Annotated in this window: 27 protein-coding genes (1 of these 27 cut by a window edge); 10 read left to right on the top strand and 17 right to left on the bottom strand. The window is 39.3% G+C overall.

From position 1 onward, the window contains the following. On the top strand, positions 1-932 hold the 3' portion of the coding sequence (locus tag CRI9333_RS19225) for a hypothetical protein (protein WP_041226833.1). 403 nt of this gene lie to the left of the window's left edge; only the last 932 of its 1,335 coding nucleotides appear in the window; its start codon lies off the left edge, out of view; it ends in the stop codon at positions 930-932. 192 nt (positions 933-1,124) lie between these two features. Beyond that, on the top strand, positions 1,125-2,474 hold the full coding sequence (gene aroA / locus CRI9333_RS19220; protein WP_015204837.1) for a 3-phosphoshikimate 1-carboxyvinyltransferase: 1,350 nt from the start codon (positions 1,125-1,127) through the stop codon (positions 2,472-2,474). Between the two features lie 186 nt (positions 2,475-2,660). On the opposite strand, the gene CRI9333_RS26925 is transcribed toward aroA, so the two are convergent. The 4 genes from CRI9333_RS26925 to CRI9333_RS19205 all read right to left on the bottom strand — a co-directional run bounded on the left by CRI9333_RS26925 (position 2,661) and on the right by CRI9333_RS19205 (position 4,335). Continuing rightward, positions 2,661-2,834, bottom strand: coding sequence for a hypothetical protein (locus CRI9333_RS26925; RefSeq protein ID WP_157462355.1), 174 nt, complete (start codon positions 2,832-2,834; stop codon positions 2,661-2,663). Then, positions 2,818-3,219: a hypothetical protein gene (locus CRI9333_RS19215; RefSeq protein ID WP_015204836.1), complete on the bottom strand. Its 402-nt coding sequence runs from the start codon at positions 3,217-3,219 to the stop codon at positions 2,818-2,820. The genes CRI9333_RS26925 and CRI9333_RS19215 overlap by 17 nt, the downstream gene beginning before the upstream one ends. A 188-nt stretch (positions 3,220-3,407) precedes the next feature. Further along, on the bottom strand, positions 3,408-3,698 hold the full coding sequence (gene gatC, locus CRI9333_RS19210; protein ID WP_015204835.1) for an Asp-tRNA(Asn)/Glu-tRNA(Gln) amidotransferase subunit GatC: 291 nt from the start codon (positions 3,696-3,698) through the stop codon (positions 3,408-3,410). Positions 3,699-3,813: 115 nt separating this feature from the next. After that, positions 3,814-4,335: a photosystem I assembly protein Ycf3 gene (locus CRI9333_RS19205; RefSeq protein WP_015204834.1), complete on the bottom strand. Its 522-nt coding sequence runs from the start codon at positions 4,333-4,335 to the stop codon at positions 3,814-3,816. A 173-nt stretch (positions 4,336-4,508) separates the two neighbouring features. On the opposite strand from CRI9333_RS19205, the gene CRI9333_RS19200 reads away from it, so the two are divergent. The 3 genes from CRI9333_RS19200 (at position 4,509) to CRI9333_RS19190 (ending at position 8,109) form a co-directional block, all read left to right on the top strand. Next, entirely contained in the window at positions 4,509-6,440 is a 1,932-nt protein-coding gene (locus CRI9333_RS19200; protein WP_041226128.1) for a dynamin family protein, read from the top strand. After that, on the top strand, positions 6,401-6,691 hold the full coding sequence (locus tag CRI9333_RS27900) for a hypothetical protein (RefSeq protein ID WP_051035412.1): 291 nt from the start codon (positions 6,401-6,403) through the stop codon (positions 6,689-6,691). The genes CRI9333_RS19200 and CRI9333_RS27900 overlap by 40 nt, the downstream gene beginning before the upstream one ends. Positions 6,692-6,798: 107 nt before the next feature. Beyond that, entirely contained in the window at positions 6,799-8,109 is a 1,311-nt protein-coding gene (locus tag CRI9333_RS19190) for a hypothetical protein (protein WP_015204833.1), read from the top strand. Positions 8,110-8,136: 27 nt separating this feature from the next. Here the strand turns inward: CRI9333_RS19190 and CRI9333_RS19185 are convergent, their stop codons facing one another. After that, on the bottom strand, positions 8,137-9,249 hold the full coding sequence (locus CRI9333_RS19185) for a SpoIID/LytB domain-containing protein (protein WP_015204832.1): 1,113 nt from the start codon (positions 9,247-9,249) through the stop codon (positions 8,137-8,139). Positions 9,250-9,471: 222 nt separating this feature from the next. Between CRI9333_RS19185 and CRI9333_RS19180 the strand changes: the two genes are divergently transcribed. Next, positions 9,472-10,410, top strand: a complete 939-nt coding sequence (locus tag CRI9333_RS19180) for a ribonuclease Z (RefSeq protein WP_015204831.1) — start codon at positions 9,472-9,474, stop codon at positions 10,408-10,410. Between the two features lie 44 nt (positions 10,411-10,454). Here the strand turns inward: CRI9333_RS19180 and CRI9333_RS19175 are convergent, their stop codons facing one another. Continuing rightward, positions 10,455-10,877, bottom strand: coding sequence for a hypothetical protein (locus CRI9333_RS19175; protein WP_015204830.1), 423 nt, complete (start codon positions 10,875-10,877; stop codon positions 10,455-10,457). A 133-nt stretch (positions 10,878-11,010) separates the two neighbouring features. After that, positions 11,011-11,583: a bifunctional adenosylcobinamide kinase/adenosylcobinamide-phosphate guanylyltransferase gene (cobU, locus tag CRI9333_RS19170; RefSeq protein ID WP_015204829.1), complete on the bottom strand. Its 573-nt coding sequence runs from the start codon at positions 11,581-11,583 to the stop codon at positions 11,011-11,013. Between the two features lie 194 nt (positions 11,584-11,777). On the opposite strand from cobU, the gene CRI9333_RS19165 reads away from it, so the two are divergent. Then, positions 11,778-12,389: a hypothetical protein gene (locus tag CRI9333_RS19165; protein ID WP_157462354.1), complete on the top strand. Its 612-nt coding sequence runs from the start codon at positions 11,778-11,780 to the stop codon at positions 12,387-12,389. Between the two features lie 169 nt (positions 12,390-12,558). Then, entirely contained in the window at positions 12,559-13,800 is a 1,242-nt protein-coding gene (locus tag CRI9333_RS25150) for a hypothetical protein (RefSeq protein WP_015204827.1), read from the top strand. Positions 13,801-13,813: 13 nt separating this feature from the next. Here the strand turns inward: CRI9333_RS25150 and CRI9333_RS19155 are convergent, their stop codons facing one another. Further along, positions 13,814-15,175: a proton extrusion protein PcxA gene (locus CRI9333_RS19155; protein ID WP_015204826.1), complete on the bottom strand. Its 1,362-nt coding sequence runs from the start codon at positions 15,173-15,175 to the stop codon at positions 13,814-13,816. 249 nt (positions 15,176-15,424) lie between these two features. On the opposite strand from CRI9333_RS19155, the gene CRI9333_RS19150 reads away from it, so the two are divergent. After that, positions 15,425-17,635: a hypothetical protein gene (locus CRI9333_RS19150; RefSeq protein ID WP_015204825.1), complete on the top strand. Its 2,211-nt coding sequence runs from the start codon at positions 15,425-15,427 to the stop codon at positions 17,633-17,635. A 67-nt stretch (positions 17,636-17,702) separates the two neighbouring features. Here the strand turns inward: CRI9333_RS19150 and CRI9333_RS26920 are convergent, their stop codons facing one another. The 7 genes from CRI9333_RS26920 to CRI9333_RS19125 form a co-directional block, all read right to left on the bottom strand. After that, positions 17,703-17,843: a hypothetical protein gene (locus tag CRI9333_RS26920; RefSeq protein ID WP_157462353.1), complete on the bottom strand. Its 141-nt coding sequence runs from the start codon at positions 17,841-17,843 to the stop codon at positions 17,703-17,705. After that, a complete protein-coding gene (locus CRI9333_RS26915) occupies positions 17,844-18,026 on the bottom strand; it encodes a hypothetical protein (RefSeq protein WP_015204824.1) in 183 nt (60 codons plus the stop codon). Positions 18,027-18,546: 520 nt separating this feature from the next. Further along, the gene (locus tag CRI9333_RS19145) at positions 18,547-19,515 is read right to left on the bottom strand and encodes an alpha/beta hydrolase (RefSeq protein WP_015204823.1); all 969 of its coding nucleotides are present in this window, start codon (positions 19,513-19,515) and stop codon (positions 18,547-18,549) included. Between the two features lie 22 nt (positions 19,516-19,537). Continuing rightward, positions 19,538-19,756: a hypothetical protein gene (locus tag CRI9333_RS19140; protein ID WP_041226126.1), complete on the bottom strand. Its 219-nt coding sequence runs from the start codon at positions 19,754-19,756 to the stop codon at positions 19,538-19,540. A gap of 552 nt (positions 19,757-20,308) precedes the next feature. Next, positions 20,309-20,530, bottom strand: a complete 222-nt coding sequence (locus CRI9333_RS19135; protein WP_015204821.1) for a type II toxin-antitoxin system HicA family toxin — start codon at positions 20,528-20,530, stop codon at positions 20,309-20,311. After that, positions 20,527-20,733 (bottom strand): type II toxin-antitoxin system HicB family antitoxin, encoded by a 207-nt coding sequence (locus CRI9333_RS19130; protein WP_041226125.1) that lies wholly within the window; start codon positions 20,731-20,733, stop codon positions 20,527-20,529. Before CRI9333_RS19130 ends, CRI9333_RS19135 begins: the two co-directional genes overlap by 4 nt. Before the next feature lie 53 nt (positions 20,734-20,786). Next, complete coding sequence (locus tag CRI9333_RS19125; protein ID WP_015204819.1) at positions 20,787-22,403, bottom strand: cyclic peptide export ABC transporter; 1,617 nt, start codon at positions 22,401-22,403, stop codon at positions 20,787-20,789. Between the two features lie 218 nt (positions 22,404-22,621). On the opposite strand from CRI9333_RS19125, the gene CRI9333_RS19120 reads away from it, so the two are divergent. Then, positions 22,622-23,818 (top strand): tetratricopeptide repeat protein, encoded by a 1,197-nt coding sequence (locus CRI9333_RS19120; protein WP_051035410.1) that lies wholly within the window; start codon positions 22,622-22,624, stop codon positions 23,816-23,818. Between the two features lie 24 nt (positions 23,819-23,842). Here the strand turns inward: CRI9333_RS19120 and CRI9333_RS19115 are convergent, their stop codons facing one another. Continuing rightward, positions 23,843-25,117, bottom strand: a complete 1,275-nt coding sequence (locus CRI9333_RS19115) for a proton extrusion protein PcxA (protein ID WP_015204817.1) — start codon at positions 25,115-25,117, stop codon at positions 23,843-23,845. A 523-nt stretch (positions 25,118-25,640) separates the two neighbouring features. Then, positions 25,641-26,294, bottom strand: a complete 654-nt coding sequence (locus CRI9333_RS19110) for a Coq4 family protein (RefSeq protein WP_041226124.1) — start codon at positions 26,292-26,294, stop codon at positions 25,641-25,643. Positions 26,295-26,361: the final 67 nt, after the last annotated feature.

Below are 26,361 nucleotides of genomic sequence, written 5' to 3'. Positions count from 1 at the left end.
GCTTTAAAATTGGGGAAATTTTATTGAGTCGCATTGCACCAGTAACCGATATTTATTGGATGTTCTCAGGTCCCTGTAAGCCAATGGGGAATTTGGGTAAACCAAAACTAGCTGTGGCAATTGGTAACTTTAAAGAAAATCATAATAATGCGCTTTATAGCGATGCTCCAGATTTATTAGAGCAAGCTTGGCAGTCAGTTGAGCAATATCATCAGAATTTTGTTGAATTTTTTGGTAGTGATCAAGTAACCCTACCAGGATATCAACTCAACAAAAAAATGACGGATTTGCAGGAAATAATTACTAAACGTCATTTAGAAGCAGCAGGTATTGATAATTCCAAATCATTGGCGGAGATCGCTAAAGAAGCTGGCGTTACGGAAGAAGAAATTGCAGCAATGGCAGCAGAAGCTGGTGATGATTCAAAATTAGTTTCTCAAATATTTCAGGGTAATAGTACAACCAAAATGGTAATGCCCAAAGTGGATTTACCTGATACGTTGAAAAAAGCTGAACAGGTGACAGTATTTACCCATCCACGCTGGGGGCAGACGTTGCTCCCAACTTATACTAAGTTTCAGACAATACTAGAATCAGAGGATTGGCAAGATAATCAAGAGGTAGAGAAACTTGTTCGTAAGTATCTGGAAGATTCCGCAATTAATGCCTTTATCTGGAAGCGTTTAGCGCAGCAGTATCCTACTCAGCTAGAAAAGGCGTTGCAAATAGTATTAAAACGCCCAGAATTTAGACTGGAGAATGATTTCAATGCTCTTATGAAAGAATTTAATAAATCTCTCGAACCTGAGTTACCGGAAATTGCCAGTGTTCCTTTGCATTTACATAACTTGTTTCAGGAAGCACTAGGCGAAGTTAATAAATCTAAGTCTAAAGGTAAGAGTAAGAAACCAGCAGGAAAGGGTTTTAGATAAATACTGCGATTGATTTCTGAGCTTGGCTTGAGCCATTGAGTAAATAAGTAAACACGCATGAAACAGACAACGCCTCCCCGTAAACCGAGTGGGTAAAATTTGAGGCTTGATATTTTTAAGGGGGTTGACAAACATTAACAATGTCTTGAGTGGTAGAATCGCTGTTTGCAACTATCACGCTTATTTATTTCCATGTCAGAGTCAAACGTTGTTACCCTTAAAAGCACTGAAGAGCAACAAGATTTAATTATTCAAAGTCCTGCATCAGGTTTATGTTTACAAGGAAGTTTGCGAGTTCCTGGAGATAAATCAATCTCTCATCGTGCATTGATGTTGGGAGCGATCGCACAAGGAGAAACAATCATTAAGGGGTTACTTCTGGGAGAAGATCCTCGTAGCACTGCTGCTTGTTTTCGCGCTTTAGGTGCAGAAATTTCGGAATTAAATACAGAAGAAGTAAGGGTGCGGGGTATTGGTTTAGGTCAGTTGCAAGAACCCGTTGATGTGTTAAACGCTGGTAACTCTGGTACTACAATGCGGCTGATGCTGGGATTGTTAGCTTCTCATCCAGGGCTGTTTTTTACGGTAACGGGTGATAGTTCACTGCGATCGCGTCCTATGTCTCGCGTTGTTAAACCTTTGCAACAAATGGGGGCGCAAATTTGGGGTCGTCAGGGAAATTCCTTAGCACCTCTAGCTATACAAGGAACTCTGCTTAAACCGATTCATTATCATTCCCCGATTGCTTCAGCGCAAGTTAAGTCTTGTATTTTACTAGCTGGTTTAATGACAGAAGGGCAAACAACTGTGACAGAACCAGCCCTTTCCCGCGATCATAGTGAAAGAATGCTTAAGGCGTTTGGCGCACAATTGAGTATTGATCCAGAAACTAATAGCGTTACCATCACAGGGCAAGCACATCTGCAAGGACAAAATGTGATTGTTCCTGGTGATATTAGTTCTGCTGCATTCTGGTTAGTTGCTGGGGCAATTGTACCTGGATCTGAACTATGTATTGAAAATGTTGGTGTTAATCCTACCCGTACAGGCATTTTAGAGGCGCTGTCGATGATGGGTGCGGATATTGAACTAGAAAATCAACGAGAGGTTGCTGGGGAACCTGTGGCTGATTTGCGGGTACGGTACGGAAAACTCAAAGCTTGTGAAATTGCGGGTAATTTAATTCCAAGATTAATTGATGAAATTCCGATTTTGGCAGTGGCGGCTGTGTTTGCCCAAGGAACTACAGTAATTAAGGATGCTGCTGAATTAAGGGTAAAAGAGAGCGATCGCATCGCTGTTATGGCATCGGAATTAAACCGCATGGGAGCAAAAGTGACAGAATTACCAGATGGACTAGAGATTACTGGCGGAACTCCTTTAAAAGGCGCGGAAGTCAATAGCCATACGGATCATAGGATTGCGATGAGTTTAGCGATCGCGGCTCTTAATGCTACTGGAACTACAACTATTCATGGTGCAGAAGCCGCAGCTATTTCTTATCCTGATTTCTTTGAATCTCTCATCAAGATTATTAAGTAAGCTATCAGCCGTCAGCGTATAAGATTTTGACACTCTCCCGTCAAGCTTGCGCTGTGACTGGAGATTCTTGCTTCATTGAGAAATGCTTTTGATGCAAGCACCAAGGAGTCTTATTTTCTCTCCACAAGCTTAAAATCCCGTATGCCCTACGGTATTTGAATGTTTTGCCTTCACTACTTGTCCCAATTATGTTGCTTGGTTATCGCAACTACAGGATGTTCGTTTGACTGATAACCACTTTACCACAAAATCCTGTCCGCAATTCATCTCACCACCAACTGAGTACAGTGTGGTGGGAGTCTTAGAGACGGTTGAAGGATAGAAATACTCAGAAATAATCTGTTTAGATACCTGACTCATTTAACAACTGCTGGAGACAAACAGCCGTACTACGGGGAAATCCTATTGCTACCAAACTGTTAGTTGAAGAACCGTTGTCTAAGATGTAAGCTTTCCTCAAACTATTCCTGTTAAGAAATATTGCTATTGGTGTGGCTGTGTCGCGAGTCCACCAATAAGCCATTCCGTATTTTCCTATAACTACTAAATTATAAACTTCTCCAGTTCTTCCTCGTCTTCTAAAATATTGGGTCATGCTAGAGCGCAAAGAAGTATCACTTCGTCCTGAAAGACTTGCTGCTTCTAAAGTAGGACAGTTAGAAGATTGAGCCAACGATGGGGTAGCAGATATTGTTACTTCCATGCTCAGGCTTACGAGTAACAGCGAGATTAGCAATTGTTTCATAATAAAGTTTGTAAATAAGATTGGGTAAAAAAGATGAGATTTTAAAGAACACTGAATTAATAGCTGATGGTTGAAAATATTAGTAATTAGCAGATAACTTTACAACATTAATATTTCAATTAATTTGTATAAAAGCTAACAACTAATTACTAATAGAGCATTAAATTAATCTGCGGATATCTCTGTTTTTATTCTGCACTCATTATTTGAGGAACTTTAAAAAAGTCACCTTCTTGATCTGGTGCTTGATTCAAAATTGTTTCGCGATCGCTATAAGGTTGCAGTTGATCTGCTCTTGTAACGTTACTAACATCAATTGCCCTTGTAGTGGGTTGAACATTACTGACATCTAGTTCACTTAGCTGTTCAAAGTAGTCCAGAATGCTGCCCATTTGGGTAGTAAACTGATCTTCTTCTTCAGGCGTTAAATCTAGGCGTGCGAGAAGGGCAACTTTGTGAACTTGCTCACGATCAATCATAGGAAATAGGAAGTGATTAAATGAAAGAGTGGAAACGGTATTACAAGGTAGAAAATTGCAGTTCAGGCTAGCTTAGTATAATAGCTAGACAGGAGATATTTGTTTTTTCAAACTTCTAAAAGTAAATATCCATTTTGGAACGACCTGTAATTTTGAGCCAGTTTTGTGCCTCAATGTAATTATTGGGGGCAATTTGAATAGCTTGCTTCCAAAATTCAGCAGCTTTCTCAAATAAAGCTTCACTAGCTTCAAAGTTGTTGGCATCTTTCTCGCGATCGCCTTGATAGTGGTAAATTACAGCAATATTATTCAAGGCTTGGGGTAAACGGGGGTTAAGCTCAATCGCTTGGAAGTAGTATTCTAAGGCTCTTTCATGTTCACCATTGCTGGCATGGATTAGCCCCATATTGTAGAGGATGTAACTGCGATCGTAAGCATCTTCCTCTAGCTTCAAAGCTTCTTGGTAATTATCTAGTGCTTCGGCATATTCTCCATCTGCCTGTGCTGACATACCGTCACGGTAGTAAACAAAGGCTTCTTTGGCTTGCTTATTGGCTGGCAGCAGCTTGAGAATGATGTCTGCCATTACTGTAAAGCTTTTGTCGATGAAATTATCGTTGCGTTGACTTCTTGGCATAGTTGTTTCTGTAGTTGGGGACTAATCGCTTAGGGTAGCTTGAGCAGAAAGATTGTGTTTGAACTCTCTTTAGTTAATTTAACGTTAATTTATTTAATCCCGATTAATTGGAAAACAAGCTTAACTGTATTGTTAAGCTTGTCTAATCATAGTGATTCACTTAATACACGCCGATGAATATTGATTTAAAAGGATATCGTGAGAGGGCAGGTCTGAGTAAAGCACAAGTTGCTAGAAGACTGGGCATCTACGTCAAAGATGTTTCTCGTTATGAAAAGGCTCCTGAAACAGTTCCAATGGGGCTTTTAGTAAAATGGTTGCAAATATTTAATCTTGACATTGGTACTGCCATGTCACCACCAGCACCAACATTAAAAGCAATTGACCCCGGCTTTCCATACACTGAACTGTATGGCAGACTAAATTTGTTAAGTCAGTATATTGATGCCTCTCCTCCTGTAGATACATTAGACCTGCCAACAAAGCCAGCTTACCCTCAAGACTTCAAAAAGCAACTCAAGCTCTATAAACAAAAGCCAAACTTGGTACTTACTGGAGGCTTTGACGCTGGCAAATCACATCTGGCGAATGATCTTTTAGGTAGCAAAAACTTGCCCGTCGGCTATCAGCCAGCCACACGAGTCATTACATTTATTCGCCACGTCGATGATCGTCCTGAATGGTTCAAAAAAGATGTATTGATTTTTAAAGAGGACTTTTGGCTAAAAGATGAGAAAGGTAAGCAAATAATTGACTTACTACTCCTAGATGACAAGGAACGTTGTGAGCAATATTGTTTACAAGCAGGAAGCTTCAATATTTTGCAAGAATATGGGGTACATGGCAGCAATGAGGATATAGCAGCCCATGCTGCCGTAGTCTATATGGACTCTCTTCTGCTACAAGCCTGCAACCTGATAGACCTCCCAGGTTACTCAGATGAACCCGATGAAGTGTCAAAGGATGTGGAGAAGGCTAATAGCGCAGCACAGATAGCCGATGTATTGCTGTATGCTTCGCCAGCTAAGGGTCACATTAATGGTCAAGACATGATCCGCCTCGGCAGCTTACTGCGTTCACTTCCTACCCCAGAAAATGAGTGCAATAATTTTCCAACACTGGGTAATCTTTTTATTGTGGCAACCCATGCTGACCCTAGTATCTCTGACCATCAGTTAATAGAAATTTTAGATAAAGCCACAAAAAGATTATATAAAAATCTAAGTGAAACCGTTTTACAGCGGCGTAGAGAACAAACAAATCGTGCTATTAATGAAGCAGATTTGCGAAAAAGGTTCTTCACATTCTGGTCAGAAAGACCCGATAGGTGTCAAAGTTTATTCAATGAGTTAATAACACAAATACTAGGTGAATTTCTCCCTCAAGCACGTATATGTCGTGTTGATCGGGAGATTAAAGCGATCAAGGAGGATAACACAAAAAAGTACGAGAGCCAGATTGAGGCATATAAAAAAACTGTTTGTGATATAGATTTACAGCGAACGCAACTACAACCACTGGAGGAAAATGAATCTTTTCGTAAACAAGAAACTCAGCAGAAACGCAACAAGGTCAATCAATACATCCATGAATTTAAAAAAGACACTAGCAATTCTTTTCATAAATATTCAGAAAAACTACTAAATGTCGATGCTGTAGAACAGATTATCCGAAATAAGTACACTGACAAAAAAGAAGCAAAGGAATATCTTGCGGGTTATCTAGTAGAAAAACTTCAAAACGAGACGGAAAATATCATCAAAACCAATTCCGAAAAATTAAAACCTGAGATAGAAGCTTTCCTCGACTCATACCAAGAGGCTTTACTTAAACTGCCAAATTTAGATATATCTATCGAGATACCCTTCGATGCTAAAGGTGCTTTTCTAAGTGGGCTTGCTGGTCTAGGCAGCTTTGGAGCTTTGGCTACTTGGGCAGCAGCGCTTGGGAATCTTGGTGGTTACATTTTAGTTGCTAAATTCGTTAGTCTTTTGTCAGCACTTGGCATTAGTTTTGGTTTCAGTAGCGGTACTGCTGGGATAATGGCTTTGGTATCGCTTTTTCAATGTGGAGTTTTTTTGGAGAATCTTGGCAGAAGCGTTTAGCAAAGCAAATTGTTAAATATTTTATTGAACAGCGAGTGCGTGAAAAGTTCACACAAGGAATTGATGAATACTGGCAAGACACAACTAAAGGTTTTGAGAAAGCCGCTGATGCAGTAGAAGCTGATTGGAACAAATATCTTGAACATTTGCGCGAGATAACCTCTCCTAAAACAGAATCAAAGGAATACGTTGAAAAGATTATCAAGGAACTGGAGATACTTAGGGATTTTTTCGCCGAAATCCCTTGGTGAATATTAACGGTACTTAAACAGATTTCAAGCCCAAATAAATCCAAAAGTAGCTGCGAGAACTTTATACTGGAAAGTGAGGATACATAATTTTGTATTAAGGGACAGACATGGCTCCCAATCCAGCGATCGCGCAAGCAGTTGAACAACTCGGTTATCGCGTCACAGTTGGGGATGTTGTGACCCAAGCTGGATTGAACGTAAATATTGCACAGGCAGGATTACTAGCTCTCGCTTCTGAGGCTGGTGGACATTTACAGGTTGCAGACACTGGCGATCTTGTCTATTTATTTCCTAAAAATTTTCGTGCAGTTCTCCGCAATAAGTTTTTTAGGCTGCGTTTGAAGGAATGGTGGGAAAAAATTTGGCGTGTCCTTTTTTACATCATTCGCATTTCCTTCGGGATAGTATTGATAGCCTCAATTTTCATAATTATTGTGACTATTACGGTAATTCTGATTGCCAGTAATTCTAGTGGTGACAACAACGATAATTCTAGTAGCGATCGCTCTGGTGGTGGTGGCATGATATTCATGCCTAACTTCTGGTTTGGTTCTGACATATTTTGGTTTTTTGACCCAGGCTATGACAACCGCTACAACCAAGAGCAGCTATCATCGCTCCCAGAACAAAGAAGGATGAACTTTCTAGAGGCAGTCTTCTCATTCCTCTTTGGCGATGGTAATCCCAATGCTGATTTAGAAGACCGTCGCTGGCACGATATTGCTACAGTTATTCGTAACAATCAGGGGGCAGTTGTAGCTGAACAAATCGCTCCATATCTCGACAGCATTGGAGAAGGATTTCACCGCGAATACGAAGAATATATGCTTCCGGTGTTAACACGATTTAATGGTTTGCCGGAAGTTAGTCCAGAGGGACAGATTGTTTATCACTTTCCAGAATTACAAACTACAGCAACAGAAAGGAATTCTCAACCTGTAGAAACATATTTGCAGGAACGCCGTTGGCTGTTTAGTCAAGCTGATAGTGGTCAAATACTCTTATCAATTGGTTTGGGTGCTTTAAATATTGTTGGTGCGCTAGTTTTAGGTTCTTTGTTGAAAGGCGTTATTGCACAAGAAGCAGTTGGACTGGTTGCCTTTACCAATTCAATTTACTGGATATTAATTGGATATGGTGTTGCTTTTTTAACAGTTCCTTTGGTGCGTTATTTTTGGATTCAATGGAGCAATCGTAAAATTGAATCGCGCAATCAACAACGAGAAGAACGTACTGTTTTCTTGCATCAAGCAGATAGTGATTTGCAAAATAAAACTACCTATGCACGTAAGTTTGCTAATCAAAATGTCATCGGTCGTGAAGATTTAACTTACACGACCGAAACAGACTTGTTAGACCAAGAGAGCGATCGCTCTGACAAAATTGATCAAGAATGGCAGCGCCGTCTTAATCAATGAACAATGAACAATTATCAATTCTAAATTTCATCCTTGAAGTTGAGAGAAAGAGACGTTCTGGTAATAGTGCTGCAAAATTTGCTGGTAGTTTACTCCCTGTTGAGCTAAATTGTATGCTCCCCATTGGCTTAAACCCAAACCGTGACCAAAACCAAAACCGTTGAACTGAAAACCGATAGGCGTTGAGGAAACTGTAAAACGGGTACTTTTTAGCCCTAGTGCTTCACGTAATTTAGTGCCAGCGATACTACGGGAACCAGCAGCGCCAACAGCTTTGATACTCATAATCCGCCCGTATGTACTGGTACGCTCTGGAAGCAATGCTTTCACTTTGCTGATTCCAAGGCGACGGCTCAATTCACTAGCAGAAATAGTTTTTTCCCATTGGTATTGAGGAGTACCTTGATCGTAGTCTGGGACACCACGTAAGTATGGTAAAGGGCTTGACCAGACATTTTCGACATTTTCTGTATGTCCTCCTGATGAGGAGTGGAAGACAGCAAGAATAATTTTGCCATTGTAGGTCATCACCTGCCCTGCGGTAGCATTGACAGCAGTTTGTGTTGATTCAGCTTCGGTTGTTAAACCTTTATAAACCTGCGACGTTTGAGTATTAACAACGTCATAAATGCTTTTAGTAGACGTTTGCCGCTTATTAAGTGCGTAAGAACGAGCAGCAACGGCTTGGGCTTTTAGAGCTTCTTGAGGCCAACTGGCACTCATTTCAGCGCCTAAAACACTGTAGAGATATTGTTCTAAATCTACATGGTTGACAGCAGTAATTCCTTTGCTAGTAGGAACTACGCGAGTGCGCCCACGATACCAGCGATCGCGTATCCAAACATAACCGCCATTCGTCGGCTCAATCCAAATTTGGTCGGCTTGCCACTGTCCCAATGCCACCCCTCCAGCATGGGTTTGAGCTTCCAAGCCGTTCATTTCTGAAACTTCCCCCAGAACCCTACCAGCGCCATCACGCACTACTGCTGGGGTAGAACTGCCTACTTTAACTTGTTTGACTCCATCTTCAATCGCTACACGCAATTCGATCGCGGCTTGAGCGGGACAAATCATTGCTATCCACAACAGAAAAGAAAGCCACCAGTTGCGTCCGCCCAGTCTGATTAATTGTTTGAGCATAGAAAAAAAAATTGTGAAAACTCTAGATATTACAAGGCAGTACTAGCTATTAACCTAGTTGCTGTTAGTTCCTACTTAGGACATACTTGTTTGGTTATATCTAACATATTTGTGATATTGCTGCTATCTCAAACAATACAAACTTGTATAGCTAAATATTGTGGTATTTAGTCACTAAACGCTGATAAATATAAAAAGTTTCCATGAGGTTGTAAACAAACCGTGCAAATTACCTTTTTAGGCACTAGCTCAGGTGTACCGACGCGATCGCGCAATGTTTCCAGTGTTGCCATCCGTTTACCGCAACGGGCAGAAGTTTGGCTTTTTGACTGTGGTGAAGGTACTCAACACCAATTGCTGCGTAGCGATGTCAAAATTAGTCAAATCAGGCGTATTTTTATTACTCATCTGCATGGTGACCACATCTTTGGCTTGATGGGTTTATTAGCAAGCTATGGGTTAGCTGGTAATCCTACTGCAATTGATATTTATGGGCCACCTGGTTTAAGTGAATATATACGTGCCTCTGAGCGTTATTCTTATACTCATTTGTCATACCCGCTCAAGGTTCATACTGTGCAACCAGGACTCGTCTATGAAGATGAGGAATTTTTGGTCAGTTGTGTACCTTTAAAACATCGTGTGACAGCCTTTGGCTACCGAATTGTAGAAAAAGACCGCCCTGGAAGGTTTAATGTTGAACAAGCTGCTGCTTTGGGAATCCCTAATGGCCCTTTGTATGGCAAGCTGAAACGTGGTGAAGAAGTCACTCTATCAGATGGTCGTCAAATTCGCGGTAGCGATTTATGCGCTCCACCAGAGATAGGTCGCAAAGTTGTTTATTGTACAGACACAGTTTATTGTGATGCGGCTGTGGAACTGTCACAGGATGCGGATGTACTAATTCACGAAGCGACATTTTCCCATCAAGATGCGGATATGGCGTTCGATCGCTTGCACTCTACCTCAACAATGGCTGCTCAGGTGGCATTAGGTGCTGGTGTTAAACAGCTAATCATGACGCATTTTAGCCCTCGCTATGCCCCTGGTAATGCCTTGGTGTTGGATGATTTGCTTCAGGAAGCACGGGCTATTTTCCCTAATACAGCACTAGCTTATGATTTTTTGATCCATGAAGTTCCGCGCAGGAGGGGTGAGTAGGGAGGAGAGAGGAGGGAGGTAATATTATTTGCTCAGTCCTCAAATTACATGGCACTGACTTTTAAGAGGCGATCGCGTATGTCAGTCAGGCGACTTTGAGTGTCAACAGGCGATCGCGGGGCGGGGATTTCTGTACTAGGCCAATTGGGTAATTCAAAACAAGGACAATTTACCGAGGGCATTCCAGACTGACGCTGGGGAATAGGCATTGAGCAACGGGAACAACCAGCTACTTCCCATTCTGGTGTCAACAACTGAGCAATTGTCTCATGGGTGCCTTCTAGAAAACACTCTCCCGACTCTGGCGAAAGAATTAACTTAAAGCAGTCTTCAAATTCTTGGCTGTAACGGTGTCCATTCAGCACTGTTTCTGGATGTATAGCCTGATCGCCATTGCGAATCAATACTTTTCTGCCTAGCTGAAACCAGTAAGCGAGATATTTTTTTACTTGCAGTTCAGAAGCCATAAATTTTTGCTGACTTAGCAGCAAACATTAACTTGTTTGTAAATGGTATCAATATTTAAAATTATTTTGTCTGAGTTTAAAATTTCAGCTAAATTGCTGATTTACTTAAATGAGTAGTTATGGTAATTAAAGTTCACGTAGTCGGCTGAGGCAAAGGCGAACCCAATTGACACAGGTTAAGAACATAACCACCAGTGACTAAGTAGACGGGATTTGCGATCGCACCAATTCGACGCACTAACATTCCCAAGCGATCGCGAAACAGTCTCCCACTCTTATAAGCAGGGACTATCCCCCAACCAGTTTCCTCTGCTACCAAAATTAAATCACCAGTGGCTTGTTGCAAAATGATTATTAATTCCTGTGAAGTTTGATCCCAAGTTTCGTTATCTTCTTCTAGCAAATTTGCCACCCAAGTTCCCAAAGAATCAACCAACAAACAATGATTGGCTGAATACGCGGCAATAGTTGCTGCCAAATTCACGGGTTCACAGAGGGTTTGCCAATTAGCAGGTCGTCTTAGTTGGTGTTGTTCAATCCGAGCCTGCCATTCTGTATCATTTAAATCAACTTGGGCTGTTGCTAAATAAAATACTGGCTTACCTGAACGTATTGCTAAGGTTTCCGCCCACTCACTCTTACCAGAGCGGGATGGACCAGTGATTAATATTAAACTTTTTGTAGAAGTTGGTGAATATTTTACCACAAAAACTCAATTATACTGAATTGCATTCTATATTTAAAAATGAATTATTAATTACCTATCGCTACAACATTCATAGAGTATAAGTGCGGGGATATGCGATGAAACATCATTTGCAACGGATTGAAAAAACGCTCAATTATTTATCACAGAGCAATTTTACTCAGGGGCAGCAACATTCTGCGAGGGAAAATTCAATGAACTCACAGAATAAACAACCACAAAAACCACAGGTAAATCGCTCTCCCTCGGTTTCTATGACTGTACTGCCTATGCCTAAGCAACACCAGTACAAAACTCCTGCTTTGCCTAAAGTGACAGCACCTAACTTAACTCAGCATCGCATAAGAGCCAATCCAGCTATGGCAATCACCGTGCTGAAAGAAATTGAACAGAAGGTCGTTGGTTGGCAACAGCAACTACAGCAAACTTTAAAAAAAATTCAAGATGTGTACTCGGAAGGCCCAATTATTGATGGTTGGATAGAGTCTACTAGCCAGAATCAAAGCATTTCTGTCAAAGACAGACATCAAGCATCAATGCCGCCAATGATGGACTATGTGACAGAAATTGTTAGTCAGCCAGATGGGAAGTTTACCGTTGCTGATTATCGTCTGTGTGGATTGGATGCAGATGGGATGTTGTGGGAGCGCCCTTGTCCATGTGAGCAGGTGAAGAGCGTTAGTATGGCGATCGCTCGTTATCATAAGCTATGCCAGCTACTAAATCAAAAACAAGATCTAGAAAACCGTCTCACTCAACTAACAGAAACACTGATGGTTTTGCAGGATCATCTATCTACAGGATGAATGCGCGAAAATTCATTGAGCTAACAATGTTAGTTATGAGATAGAAAGGGGATTTCTCAGTAAATTTCCTGATTTAAAAAGGATATAAAAGTAGCTACAATCATGCTACATCTGAGCAGCATTGCTCTGGGCATTTTTATTTAAATTTTATAAACTTTCATTACGAAACGTGATCAAACAATCTTGGTTAGAACTTTCGGAATATGCAGCATTAGCTGCTTCTGGACTCGGAACACTTGCAGCAGTACTATCTAATCAGGCACTCTATGCCGCAACTCCTCTAACAATAGCGCTTTCCCTGAATCTCGTAAATCGGCGGCATATCCAGGCGCAAGCGCGGCAAGCGACCACACTGGAAATTGCTAATTTACACACTGTTTTAAATCAACAAATTGAAGCTTTGCCTCCGCCTCCAGAACCAGTTAATCTCACAGCTATCGAACGCAAAATTAGTCATGTTAGTAGTCAGTTAAAATATTTAAATCAACAAATTAATCTTAAAGCTGAAGCACCAGAAGTTTTAGAGCTTGCAGAGCGTGTAGCTTTATTAACTAAACAGTTTAATAATAGAGCAGAAAAGCAAGAACTCGCCAAGCTTGTACAGCGTATAGCTTTATTAACTCAACAATTTAATGGTAGGGCAGAAAAGCAAGAAATTTTACAATTAAAAGCACAGCTTAATACTCTAAAAGAACAGTTTCAATCTAGGCGGGAAACACGGACAATTTTTGAAGTTACAGAAAAGCTAGAGTTACTCACAAAAAGGTTTAATGAGCGCATAGAATTAAAAGAAATTTTATCTATTAGAGAAAAGTTAGAATTGCTTGCTAAACTTTTTCCTTATCGGATAGAACCACAAAAAATTGAACAAATTCGCCAACAAGTAGAATCATTAAGTCAAAGGTTTGAGCAGCGAATAAAACCAAATGAGATTTCAGAAATTAAACAGCAGTTAAATGGGGTAGATTTAGAGTTAAATCTACTAAGGGAGCAAGTTAATAATTGCCAGAAAACCGAAAAAATAGAATTGTTGATTAAGCGCCTAAATGCTGTGTCTCAAAAATTTAATAATCGACCGGAAAAACAGGCGATCGCACAGATGACACAGAATTTAGAAATTGTGACTAGACAAGTTAACGGTATTGTGTTATCAGAATCAGTTGATTTAACGGAAATCAAAGATTTGCTAGTTAATCAAAGTATGCAACTGCATTACTTAAAACAACAGTTAAATCACCTTACTTATGAGTTCCATAATCGACCAGAAAAACAAATTATGGCACACTTACAGCAAGAGATCGCTACTCCAATTACAGAATCCGCCTGTGAATGGTCTGGAATTAGAAAACAAATTAAACAAGGCATTGTAGAGACGCGCAATGGCGCATCTCTACATGGAAATGTCTATTGATTTTGAATTTTTATCATTCATTCATATTCCTATAAGTTGCTACCGCCGAAGGAGAAATTCGGTTTAAATAGCGGAAAATCCAATATTTGAATACTGTATCTAAAATTACCGGAAAAGTAGCAATAAACAAAAAGTTAAACTCTCGATTCGCTGGTAGTCCTAAATGCTCTGCTATAGTTTCTAGAATGACTTCCCAACCATGAGGTGAGTGGAAACCTACAAAGATATCAGTGAATAAAATAATGATAAAAGCTTTGGCACTGTCGCTTAAACCATAAATCATATCATCTATAAATGATTTTAAAACTAAAATATCTTGGCGACTGGTCAATATTACAGTAGCAAAAGCCACTAATGAAAAAATATCAGCAAAGACGTTTTTAACAGCGTTAGAACTTTTTCCTTGGAATTCTTTTTGAAGTTTATCTGCTTTTTCTTTGATCTGTTCTTCTATTTCTTCCGAAGATATTTTTGGCACTAAACCGATTAAATTTTTAAATTTTAATTCTTTTTCAAATCGCTCTAATTCAGTAAATGCTTCTTCTTCTAAGTCAATATTTAAAAATATTCCTGAATTAGATGATTCTCTTACTTGGTCAACAATGGGACTAACAATAAAAGTTTTTGTTACCTGCTGAGTCAATAGAGGAATAAGAATCAGCAATAGAATAAATTTAATAGAAATTAAGGTTTTTGCTTTGGAGGTACGGAAATTTTTAATTACCTCATTTTCTGCTTGAGGATCTAAGTCCCGTCTTAGTCGCTTAAAAGTACCTAAGATAGAGCGAGGTAAAATGCCTGTTTTATCAGATATTGTTTCGACATCGCTTATTTCTTGTTTACCTCCTGGAACTCCTGGATAGTTCAATTTTGTGTGAGCAATTTTTTCTTCATCGACTGAAGTAATGTTAGTTTTAGGTATAGAAACTACAGAATAAGAAGGTTTGATATCCTTGTCTAAAGTATATCTACCCAAAACTTCATCAATGAATTTTAACTTTTCAATTATAACCAAGGATTTTTCTTTGTTTTCTACATAAACTTCCCTAGAATCAACTATGCGTTCAGCTTGCTTCAAGGGCGGTTGTTGCTGATAAAGGTTTTTAAAATAACGACTAGCTTTAAATTCGGTCAACCGGATTTTAGCAATATTTAAGTATTTTTTTAAATCTGTTTGAAAATATGAAGCAACATTACTGCCGTAGGTGCTTGATTGTGCAGTTATCTTGTTGCCACCAAAATGTTCATCTTCAATCGCTTTAATCATTAAAGCTGCTTGATATGCTTGATCTAATGATCTTTCAGGAGTGGTATTAAACCACTGATTTGCTTGGCGAATATAGGAGTTGAGTGTGTTGAAAGAAAAGGTTTTCATCTCAATGTCTAAATAGTAAGCGTATTAGTTTTAAACAGTCTTGCTTATTGTTGTTAGATTAAAAATTAAAATTACTCTAAAAATCTTACTTTAGTTAGATTATTTTTCCTGATGGTCAGTGCAAATTTGCTGTGTATACTTTTTATTGTAATTGCAAGTCTTAGCATGATGGGGGACAGCAATATAACCTTCAAGAAGGCTAAAATTTAATGTATGTGGTATATTAACAGATTAGTCAAAGAATAGTTAGTGGTTTCTGATTCGATTTGGATAACTGGCACAACTGGCAGTGGTAGAACCAATCGCCTTGTTACTCAGTTTTGCGACTGGGTAGAATTACAGGCGGGTCAACCCTCTTATGGTAGAAATAAACGAATGTTTATTGCTGCTGCTAAAGTTAGCGGTCGTTTCCGGCAAATACCGAAGATTTTAGTTTTTGCGGCTAATGATGATAGTCGGCGTGATCTGGCGGATAGATTAACTAGCGCGATCGCAGGACGCTATCCTGTAATTGCTAAGACACCTTTGGGGTTTTTTCAGGATGAGGTGATGCTGTTTTGGCCGTTATTAATTCAACGGTTAAATTTACGGGCGCAGTTTCCCCTCCGGTTACGTCCAGAAACGGAACAGGAGTTAGCCACTCGGTTGTGGCGTGCAGATTTGGATGCAGCGAATATTCAAACGTTGGGGGTGGGTGAATATCGTTTTGTGCGTCGTACCTTAGATTTATTGCAACTTGCGGCTACCAGTGGGACACCGCCAGAGGAAATTTCGAGTATTCTTGGGCAAGGATTGGCAACGGATTCTGTAACGGATGTAACGGATAGGGAGGAGAATTTAGATCGCAGTTTTTCTTTGATGGGGGAATTGCTACTAGGCTGGCGCGGGTGGTGTTTGGAGCGAGGTTTACTAAGTTACGGGTTAATCTGTGAACTTTATTGGCGTTACTTGTTACCAGATGCAAGTTATCAGCAACATTTAAGTTTACGGTATCAAGCGGTGTTGGCGGATGATGTCGATGATTATCCGGCGATCGCACGGGATTTATTTGAGGTACTTTTAAATCAAGGTGCAGTTGGCGCGTTTACCTATAATCCTGATGGCAAGGTGCGGTTAGGTTTAAATGCTGACCCAGAATATATGGCAGGTTTGAAAGCACGCTGTCAGATAGAAAGTTTAACCCAAGAACGTAACTGTTTGGCAGATAGTTTAGCTGATTCGGTAGTGGAATTGGTAAAAGAGCCTGGTTGGTTAATTAGTTTACCGTCTTCTATTGGGTCAATTCAAACTACTGCGCGATCGCAATTGCTACGAAAAACGGCTGAGGTAATTATCCAAGCGGTGCAAAATGGGGAGGTGCAACCGGAGGAAATAGTGGTAATTGCGCCTGGTTTAGATGCGATCGCACGTTATACTCTCACAGAAATTTTAACGAGTAAAGGCATAGCTGTAGAAGCTATGGGCGATCAGCGCCCCTTAATTAGTTCCCCAGTAATTCGGGCATTGCTGACGATGCTGGCTTTAGTTTATCCAGGTTTGGGGCGTTTAGTTGATCGTGATGCTGTTGCAGAAATGTTGGTGGTATTGAGTAGGAAAGATGGGGAACAGGGAAACAGGGGAGATTTAGATGATCAGATTCCTCAACCCTCAGTATTTAGTCCTTATATTGATCCTGTGCGGGCTGGTTTAATAGTCGATCACTGTTACGCGCCTGATCCAGAACAACCGCGCTTGCTGCCCGTGACGACCTTTACACGCTGGGATAGACTGGGACATAAAGCAACAACTGCTTATGAACAGATTTTAGAGTGGGTAGAGAAACAGCGATCGCAACAAGAACAAAGGTTAATTCCCAATGCGATTACACTTTTAGATCGAGCAATTCAACAATTTTTAGGCAATGGTAGTAATCTACCCTACGATCAACTATCTGCCTTGCGCGAATTAATGGAAACCGCGCAGCACTTCTGGGAAGTTGACGGGAGGTTGCGCCAAAGTGAAAAAATTGATACCCCACCTCACACCACCATTGCTCAATTTATCGTACTGTTGCGTAAAGGCACGATTACTGCAACTCCTTACCCAGTAAAACGCCTGAAGAGCGATCGCGCTGTCACCTTAGCAACTATTTTCCAGTACAGATCTCGTCGTAAATTCCATAAATGGCAGTTTTGGCTGGATGCAAGTTCACCTTTATGGTTAAGTGGTGGTGCTGCTACCTTATATGGTGCTAACTTGTTTCTCAAAGATTGGTCAAGAAATCCTTGGACACAAGCAGATAGTGAAATTGCCGATCAGGAAAGGTTAGAGCGTATTTTGCGAGATTTATTAGGTCGTGCTGGTGAGCGAGTTTACTTATGTCATAGTGACTTAGCTGTAAATGGACAAGAGCAAGCAGGTGGTTTATCCTCTCTCGTCAATGCTTCTTTTCCCCTCTCTGTAGAACTTACATTGACCTAAGCGAGGTCTAAAAACTGAACATTTTTCCATCTCCCCTGCTTCCTCTGCCCCTCTGCCCCTCCGCCTGCTACTTTTTCAATCTTAAGTCCTGATTTTTAAGCTCAGAAATTTGCTTACGTTTTTCCAACTCTCGCATCACCATCCGACTTAAAATTTTGAGCATTTCCAATTGCTCATCATTCAATTTTTTAGGAGCCTTATCTAACACTCAGATAGAACCAATTGCCGATCCAGATGGTGTCATCAGAGGTGCGCCCGCATAAAACCTAATGTGTGGATCTGTAGTTACTAAAGGATTATCAAAAAAGCGTTCATCTGCTATAGCAAAAATGTGGCTCTCAAGAAGTTGCACGTACAAAACGAGTAAGTTTGATAGATAAGTCATTGTCATTATTCGGGCTGTATCCTTACTACTGCAACCACTACAGTTTTCGTAAGCGTTTCCACTATAGTCAGCGTTAAAAAGCAAGTCATTTTTTAAAAGTCCTTAGCTTTAGTAAAATTTTGTGGATAAAATAAAGGTTAATAAAAAGCCAATATTTTCTGAAACTTAAAGCTAAGTGCTTTTAATTGACACTCTCCCGTCAAGCTTGCGCTGTGACTGGAGATTCTTGCTTCATTGAGAAATGCTTTTGATGCAAGCACCAAGTAGTCCTACTTCCTCTCCACAAGCTTGAAATCCCGTATGCCCTACGGTATTTGGATATTTTGCCTTCACTACTTGTCCTAGTTTTGTTGCTTGGTTTTCACAACTAAAGGAGGTTCATTTGACTGATATTACTTTACCACAAAATCCTGTCCGCGATTCATCTCGCCACCAACCCAGTACAGTGTGGTGGGAGTCCTAGAGACGGTTGAAGGATAGAGCGATCGCATGGCAAAGACAATTCATGCTGCTGATGTGCAGTAGTTTAGGAGTTATGGATATGCAGTTGATGTATTACTGTGTTGAGATCTCCTGGTTGTAGGCGATCGCACATCTGTTTAAACTCAATCCAAGTTAGATCGCTTTCGATATATGCTTTAGCTAGAGAAATAACTAAATCTGCGTGTTTGTTCCCTTCGGCTTCAGTCATCATATTGTGCTGAATATCTAACTCTCGCTCAAAGCAGTAATACCATGACTTAGGTTGATGTTGAATAACTGCATGAAATAATTCTTGATGTTCATGCTTACCAACGGCGCGATCGCTCTCACTAGATATAATAAACATTGGTGCAGAGTAGCAAATTTTTGCTTGCTCTAAAATATCTTCTCCCATATCTAAAAATACTCGCAAAGCTGGCATGACAAAACCCCCATAGCCAAAACTTACGCATCCCGGCGCAGTTTTCCACTTAAAGTAGATATCCAAATTTTCTACAACTAAATCAACTAAAGGATTACTACCACTTAAATAGGGAGCAAATATTAAATTTTTGTGAATTTGCACAGCACGTTCTAGTGCTAACCAAGCTGCTAATGTGCTACCACCAGATAATCCTCCTAAAATTACTTTTTCTCCTAACCCTTGAGCAATTTGTAACCATTTAATTCCAAATTGTTGATAAGCTTCTTTTGTTTCTGGTAATGGTGGAGGATTATCTTTATCCCAATTCCCCGCCATTCCATGTCCAGGTAACAAAGGAATTAGCACGTTATAACCTGCTTTAAAAAACGCTTCCCCTATTGGTAAAAACTGCTCTGGATTTGCAGTAAACCCATGAAAAAATAAACATATTTTCTCAGTGGGAGTAGAGTGCAGCAGAAATTTTGAGCGACAATTTTCATTTTTCAGTAGTAGCGCCGTTTCATACAGTTGTGTTTCTTGAATTATTTCTGACTTCAGTTTCAAATAATTAGATAGTTGTGGATTATTATTTAGGGAAGAGCTACTCATTGTTTAAATTTATTATTATTTTCTATTTAGCTGCTTCTTCTACTAACTTTTTCAATTGCAAATATGCTTCTTCGGGCGTAAGTGGTTCCGATTTCGTTTCATCGGGAATATAAAATTGTCTGCTATCAGGGAAGAAACGCACCACAAAACTAGGTATCAGCCCTAACTTTATTGCTTCTTTTCCGAGATTTTCTGCTGTTTCAGCCAAACTTAATTCATCATGGAACTTATAGTTAGTCATATTTCTGACATCTTTACTAATCTTTAAGGGCAATAAAAAAATAAACATTGCAGATGTTTATTTATAAAATTATCTCATATAAATTATTAATAGGCATCTGTCAGTTTGCCTACCACTTTAGCTAGATTTTAATTTTGTCAATAGTTATTTCAGGACTGATATAGAAACGTTGTTTCATTATCAAGCCAATCGGCTGATTAAAAAGAATTCTCAACGAGCAGTTAATAATTTTTAATAATAATTAAGCATTTTAATAAAAATCTATCCTTCAACCGTGAGAGGACTCCCACCACACTGTACTGGGTTGGTGGCGAGATGAATCGCGGACAGGATTTTGTGGTAAAGTAATATCAGTCAAATGAACCTCCTTTAGTTGTGAAAACCAAGCAACAAAACTAGGACAAGTAGTGAAGGCAAAATATCATCCATACCGTAGGGCATACGGGATTTCAAGCTTGTGGAGAGGAAGTAGGACTACTTGGTGCTTGCATCAAAAGCATTTCTCAATGAAGCAAGAATCTCCAGTCACAGCGCAAGCTTGACGGGAGAGTGTCAAAGCAATGCGATGAATTCCTCTATCGTTAAATCAGCATCTCGGATAATTGCTCGCAATGTTCCCTTTGCTAGTTCTTGATGATCTGGGACAACAACTTGGGCAAATGGGTCATCTCGTCGCAAAATGATATGGCTGCTTTCTCTGCGCTTTTGATAGAAACCTACTTTTTGCAAAGCTTTGACGCAATCTATTCCTGAAATGCTGGGTAGCTTGCTCACACAACCACCAGAAACGTTTCAAAGTTTTCTTCTGGAACAGGCAAATTATCTGCCTCTAGGGCGGCAATATAGCCTGTAATAGCCTCCTTGATGTTTGAAATGGCTTCCTGCTTAGTTTTGCCTTGGCTAACACAACCCTTAAGGCTTGGACACTCAACAATCCAGTAGCCATCTTCATCCCGATACATGATTACTTGCCTCATACTCTTAACAATTAACAATGACTAGCTCTCATTTTAAGTTTAGTTCCACCCAGCTAGTTATCGTGTTGAACCTGCCCATAATCTAGCTTGATTACGCGGTCTGCTAAGTGAAAATATCTGTCATCGTGGCTGACAACTATTACAGTCTTACCTTTTTCTCGTAGTTCTGGCAAAAGCTGGGTATAAAATATTTCTTTAAATACTGGATCTTGATCCGATGCCCACTCATCAAAAATGTAGATAGGACGGTTTTCTAAATATGCCGTCAGTAAGGCTAGGCGTTTGCGCTGTCCTTGAGATAATGCTGTGGTGGAAAGCATACCATCTTTAACTTCAACTTTGTGGTCAAGCTGGAGTTTTATTAAGTATTCCTGGGTTGTAGTGTCGAGATTAATACTGTCTAATCCTAAGAGGTTTTCAAATAAATAAAAGTCAGAGAAGACAACGGAAAATTGCTGGCGATACCACTCGCGCTGGTGTTCAGTAATAGCCACGTTGTCAAATTTAATTTCTCCAGTTTCAGGAATGTATAAACCAGTAATTAATTTAACTAAGGTAGATTTGCCGCTACCATTACCCCCAACTATAAATACGATTTCCCCTGGATAAAAATTTAGGTTGATAGCGCCAAGTATAAAAGTGTTATCTTTCTCACCACGATAAGCATGAGTTACGCCTATTAGTTCTAAACGTTTCCAAGAAACAGATGGCTGGATAGGGCTATTTAAATTCGGTTGGTTGGTTTCGGCTGCTAATGATAAACCTAAAGATTCTACTTTAGCTAAAGATATGTTTGCTGTAATTAATTGGGGTAGAGAATCGAGAATGTTTCTTAACGGCAAGATTATAAACAATATTGTTAAGGCATAGCCGGATAGCACTGAAGTACTAATAGTTGTAATCTGGGGTAATCCAAAAACAATGAAGCCAAGGGGAATAAAAAATAAGACTAAACCCCAACTGCCAGCAATAGCAAAGATAGTCATGCCGTGAAAGCGATATTTTTTAAATGATGTGGCAGTTGTCTGTAAATCTTTTAAGAAAAATTCTTCACGTCGCTGTTGGTGTAATTTGAGTTCTTTAATTCCTTGAGTAGTAGTTTGGAAATGATGAAATAATTTGTCTTGTTGTTCACGGGCAAGTTTTAGGGCATTATTACCAGAGGTGGCAATTAGTTGATAGCTAAATATTCCCAACAGCAAGCAGGCAAGCATAGAGAGAAATACAGGTATAGACAGCCAGCACAAATAGATTAGGCACGCGACTATTGCAGCAACATTGACGCTGATGTTAGAAATTGCGATCGCAGCCTGAGATATAGCTTCAATGTCTTCTGTTAAAGTAGCTAGTAAACGTGGGGAACCAATTTCTTCTATCCTCCGCAGGGGGGATGCAAGAATACGGCGGTTCAAGTCTATCCACAGTTTAAAGATTACTTGTTGTGAAAGATAGGCGATCGCAATCAGAGAAGCAGCAGTAGAAATCAGCAGTAGTAAGCAACAAGCAGCAAAAGCCCAAGCTAAAGAAGTTATTGGCAGTTTACTATTATTTAAGCTCAGGTTAATTAAGGCAATTAAGCCTGTACTGCTAACACCACTGATTAAAGCAGCAATAATTGCACTTGTGACGCTAACCCAAGAAGTGCGTAGAAGCAGTTGAAGGAGATTCATTTAAGTCGTAGATATAGTTATATTGGTTACGCTAATTAATGCTACAAATGATTTCCCCTAGCTTCCGTTAACAAGGGGGGAGAATTGGTTACGCTAACTAATGCTAAAAATGATCCCCCCTAGCCCCCCTTAACAAGGGGGGGAGAATCTGTAGCAAGCATTTAGGTAATCCATATTAGAATTATCAAGTTTGCTGAAATTAGTTCATGCGGTGTGAGATGAATCTTAGCTTGTGCATGATTGTAAAAAATGAAGAATTATTATTACCACAATGCCTTAATAGTGTCAAAAATGTGGTAAATGAGATGGTAGTGCTGGATACTGGATCAAGCGATCGCACTCCTGAAATTGCTAAAGGTTTAGGTGCAAAGGTATATCATTTTCCTTGGTGTAATGACTTTTCGGCGGCGCGAAATGAGTCTTTAAAATATGTGCAAGGTGAATGGGTGCTAGTTTTAGATGCTGATGAGGTGCTAATACCAGAAATTGTGCCACAAATACAGCAAGTAATTAAAAGCGATCGCCATATTTTAATTAATTTAGTTCGTCAAGAGGTAGGCGCGTCTCAATCACCTTATTCTTTAGTTTCCCGTTTATTTCGCAATCATCCTGATGTGCGTTTTTCCCGTCCTTATCATGCAATGGTAGACGATCATGTGCAAGCATTATTACGCATAGAATCGCAATGGCAGGTAGGTTATTTACCTGATGTGGCGATGCTGCATTATGGATATCAACCAGGTGCGATCGCTTCACGGGATAAACTTAATAAAGCTAGAACAACTATGGAAGGTTTTCTAGCAACTCATCCTAATGAGCCTTATGTATGCAGCAAATTAGGAGGATTATATCTTGATCTTGGTGAGGTTAATCAAGCCATTGAACTTTTGCAGCGTGGTTTAACTGCTAATACACTTGATGTTTCTGTTTTATATGAGTTGCACTACCATCTTGGTAATGCTTATATTCAGTTACCAGATATTAATCAAGCAGTCTTACATTATCAAACAGCTATCCAACAACCAGTTTTACCAATATTAAAATTAGACGCTTATAACAATTTAGGTAACTTGTTAAAAGCTGCTGGTGATTTGACTAATGCAAGAAAAGCTTATGAAACTGCTTTGCAGATCGACCCTAATTTTACTACTGGTTATTACAACTTAGGGATGACCTTGAGGGCGATGGGATTTTTTGAAGATGCGATCGCACTTTACCGCAAAGCTATTGAAATTAATCCTAACTACGCCGAAGCATATCAGAATTTGGGAGTTGTAATGTTACAGATAGGGAATGTTGCAGAAAGTATAGCTGCTTTTAGAAATGCGATCGCACTTCACCAACAGCATAACCCAGAGGAAGCCCAAAGACTTCTTAACGACCCTTTACTTTCAGAACTTCTAGCAAACAATTAACAATTGGTAATTGTTAATTAATAATTACTCATTCATATTTCTGAGAGTTGCCACAGCAGAAGGAGAAACACGACTAAGATAACGGAATATCCAATATTTAAAAAAAGTGTCCAAAATTACAGGAACTGTGGCAATAAATAGAGATATTAAGCTTTGGTTAGCCGCTAATCCCAAATGACCAGCAAATCCTTCCAAAATCACTTCCCAACCATGAGGAGAATGAAATCCTACAAATATATCTGTGCATAAAATAATGATAAAAGCTTTAGCACTATCGCTCAAGCCATACACAATTTCGTCCATAAAAAACTTGACTGTTACTATTTCTCTTTTGCTAGTAGCAATTACCACCCCAAAAGCAGCTAATCCTAAGAAATCCGCAAAAATATTGCTCACAGCATCACGGCTTTTATCACGAAACTCTTCCGCAATCTTAATGGCTTTATTCTTAACTCGTTCTTCCATCTCCTCCGAAGAGAATTTAGGGGCTTGATTAATTAGATTTTGAAACTTTAATGAGGCTTCAAAATTTTCTAATTCTCGGAAAGCTTCTTCCTGCATTTCCACATTTAAGAATATTTGCGGATTATTTTCAGTTTTAACATGAGCAATTATCGGCTTAACTAAAAATTCTTTAGATAGCTGTTGAGTTAAAACAGGAATTAGGATAAGCAAAAGTATAAATCTAATAGTAACCTTAGTTCTATTTCTAGATTTGCGAAAATCTCGAACAACAGCTGTTTCTGACTCAGGATCTAACTCAGTTTTTATTCTATTAAGGGTTCTACCAATAGATCTGGGTAAAGCTCCTGTTTTCTCAGTAGGTTTTTCAAACTTCTTACTATCAATACCATGTTGGTCTGCCTTAATTTTATCTGGTTGAAGAGTAATTGGTGATGCTTCCGTTACAGGTATTAATGCCACAGAATTACTATTTTTCTGCTGATACTTTACTAACACCTCATCTATAAATCTGAGTTTTTCCAAAATTACAGGATTGGAGATAGTCAGAATAGAACGACTTAATTTAAATTCTGCTAGTCTCAGCTTGATAATTCCTAAATTTTTGTCAATATCGGCTTTTAAATAAGCTTTAACATTTTTGCCTTGTTCGGCTGGGTTAGAATTGCGATCGCCTAAGTATTCCTCTTCTATCGACCTAATTATTAAGGCTGCGTTGTAAGCTTGTTCTAAAGAACGTTCAGGTGTCTCGAAAAACCATTTATTAGTAGCGCGTAAGTACTTACCCACTTTCTTGCGTAACTCATCTGTGTTATCCCAGGAAAAAGTAGCTCTCATAGCAGACCCTTCTTTTTTTCAACGTCAAGCTAAAATTTTAATTGTTCATTGCCATTACACTCAGTTACAAAAATTACTAAAATTCATCAATTGAGCGTTGCAGCAAGCCTGATTTAGTTATGCTAACAATATATAATTATTTTTGGCATTGACATATATTCATTAAATCCTATAGTTGCTATCAATTTTAAATATTAAAGCAAACAGTTTTAAATTAATCTTATCCTTAAGGAAGTATGTCAATCTAAAATTAAAGTCCCAACCCCCTACAGTGTCAACACCAAAGGGGGAGATTTTTGATTTTATATTTTTTAATCTGAAGGTAGTTAACAGCAGTCTAATGTACTATCCAATGAGCATCAGATTCTTACTAGCAGCAGTGTCAACAATATAAAAATGACGTGACAAATCAATTAACAATTATCAATTATCAATTATTAGATGTCAGTCCAGTGCCTATATTTATGACAAATCAAGGCATCCTTTTTATTTCTATCATCCAACTTTATTTGTGGGGCGATTGCTAATTGCTAATTGTTAAAGAATTGCGTACCTCTTCTAAAGATGTTTCCCAAAGAGTATTCCATTGAATACCAAAAAGAGGTTTTGCCTGTTTAGCCATCAACCAACCCTCAGTTAGGGCATCCATGTACTTGCTAGAAACTTCTATATCAAAAACAACTGCTTTTAGTAAATTTTTTGTTAATAAAGCCAACCAAAAACGAGAAGCATAAAGCTGTGCTACATAAAATGCTTCTAACTTAATTTCTCCGGTAATATTTGTATCACAACCTGTAACTATATGCCAGATATCGTGGGTCTCAGTCAAATGTGCTGCGAGAAATTGGTAATTACTATCACCAAAGTTCCCTTGTAGAGGAGTTAAATTATTTTTAATCATGTGGTTAGCATAAGCATAACCTAGTGTATTTTCTGGTAACTGATGCAGCAGTTGCAAATCAACATTCCCTAGACGCGGACGTTCCTCAAATGCTCGTTTACACTGGGGATGATTACAGAGAAATTCTATCATTTTATTGATACTGGAAACATCATTGACAGCTTGGGAAAGTTTGGCGATCGCACCAAAGTCGCCATCCTCAGCATTCACCATATTGATAATGCTTTCCACTACCGAAGTTTGCCACTGCTGCGCTACATTTTCTAAAGTTTGCATACTCATATTTTGGTAATTTTTACATATTCTATTTTTACATATTGAATCCAAATCATGCTATTTCATA

The organism is Crinalium epipsammum PCC 9333, assembly GCF_000317495.1.
Classification (GTDB): domain Bacteria; phylum Cyanobacteriota; class Cyanobacteriia; order Cyanobacteriales; family PCC-9333; genus Crinalium; species Crinalium epipsammum.
Note: the sequence above shows the minus strand (reverse complement) of the source record. Positions and strands in the feature narration are given on the sequence as shown.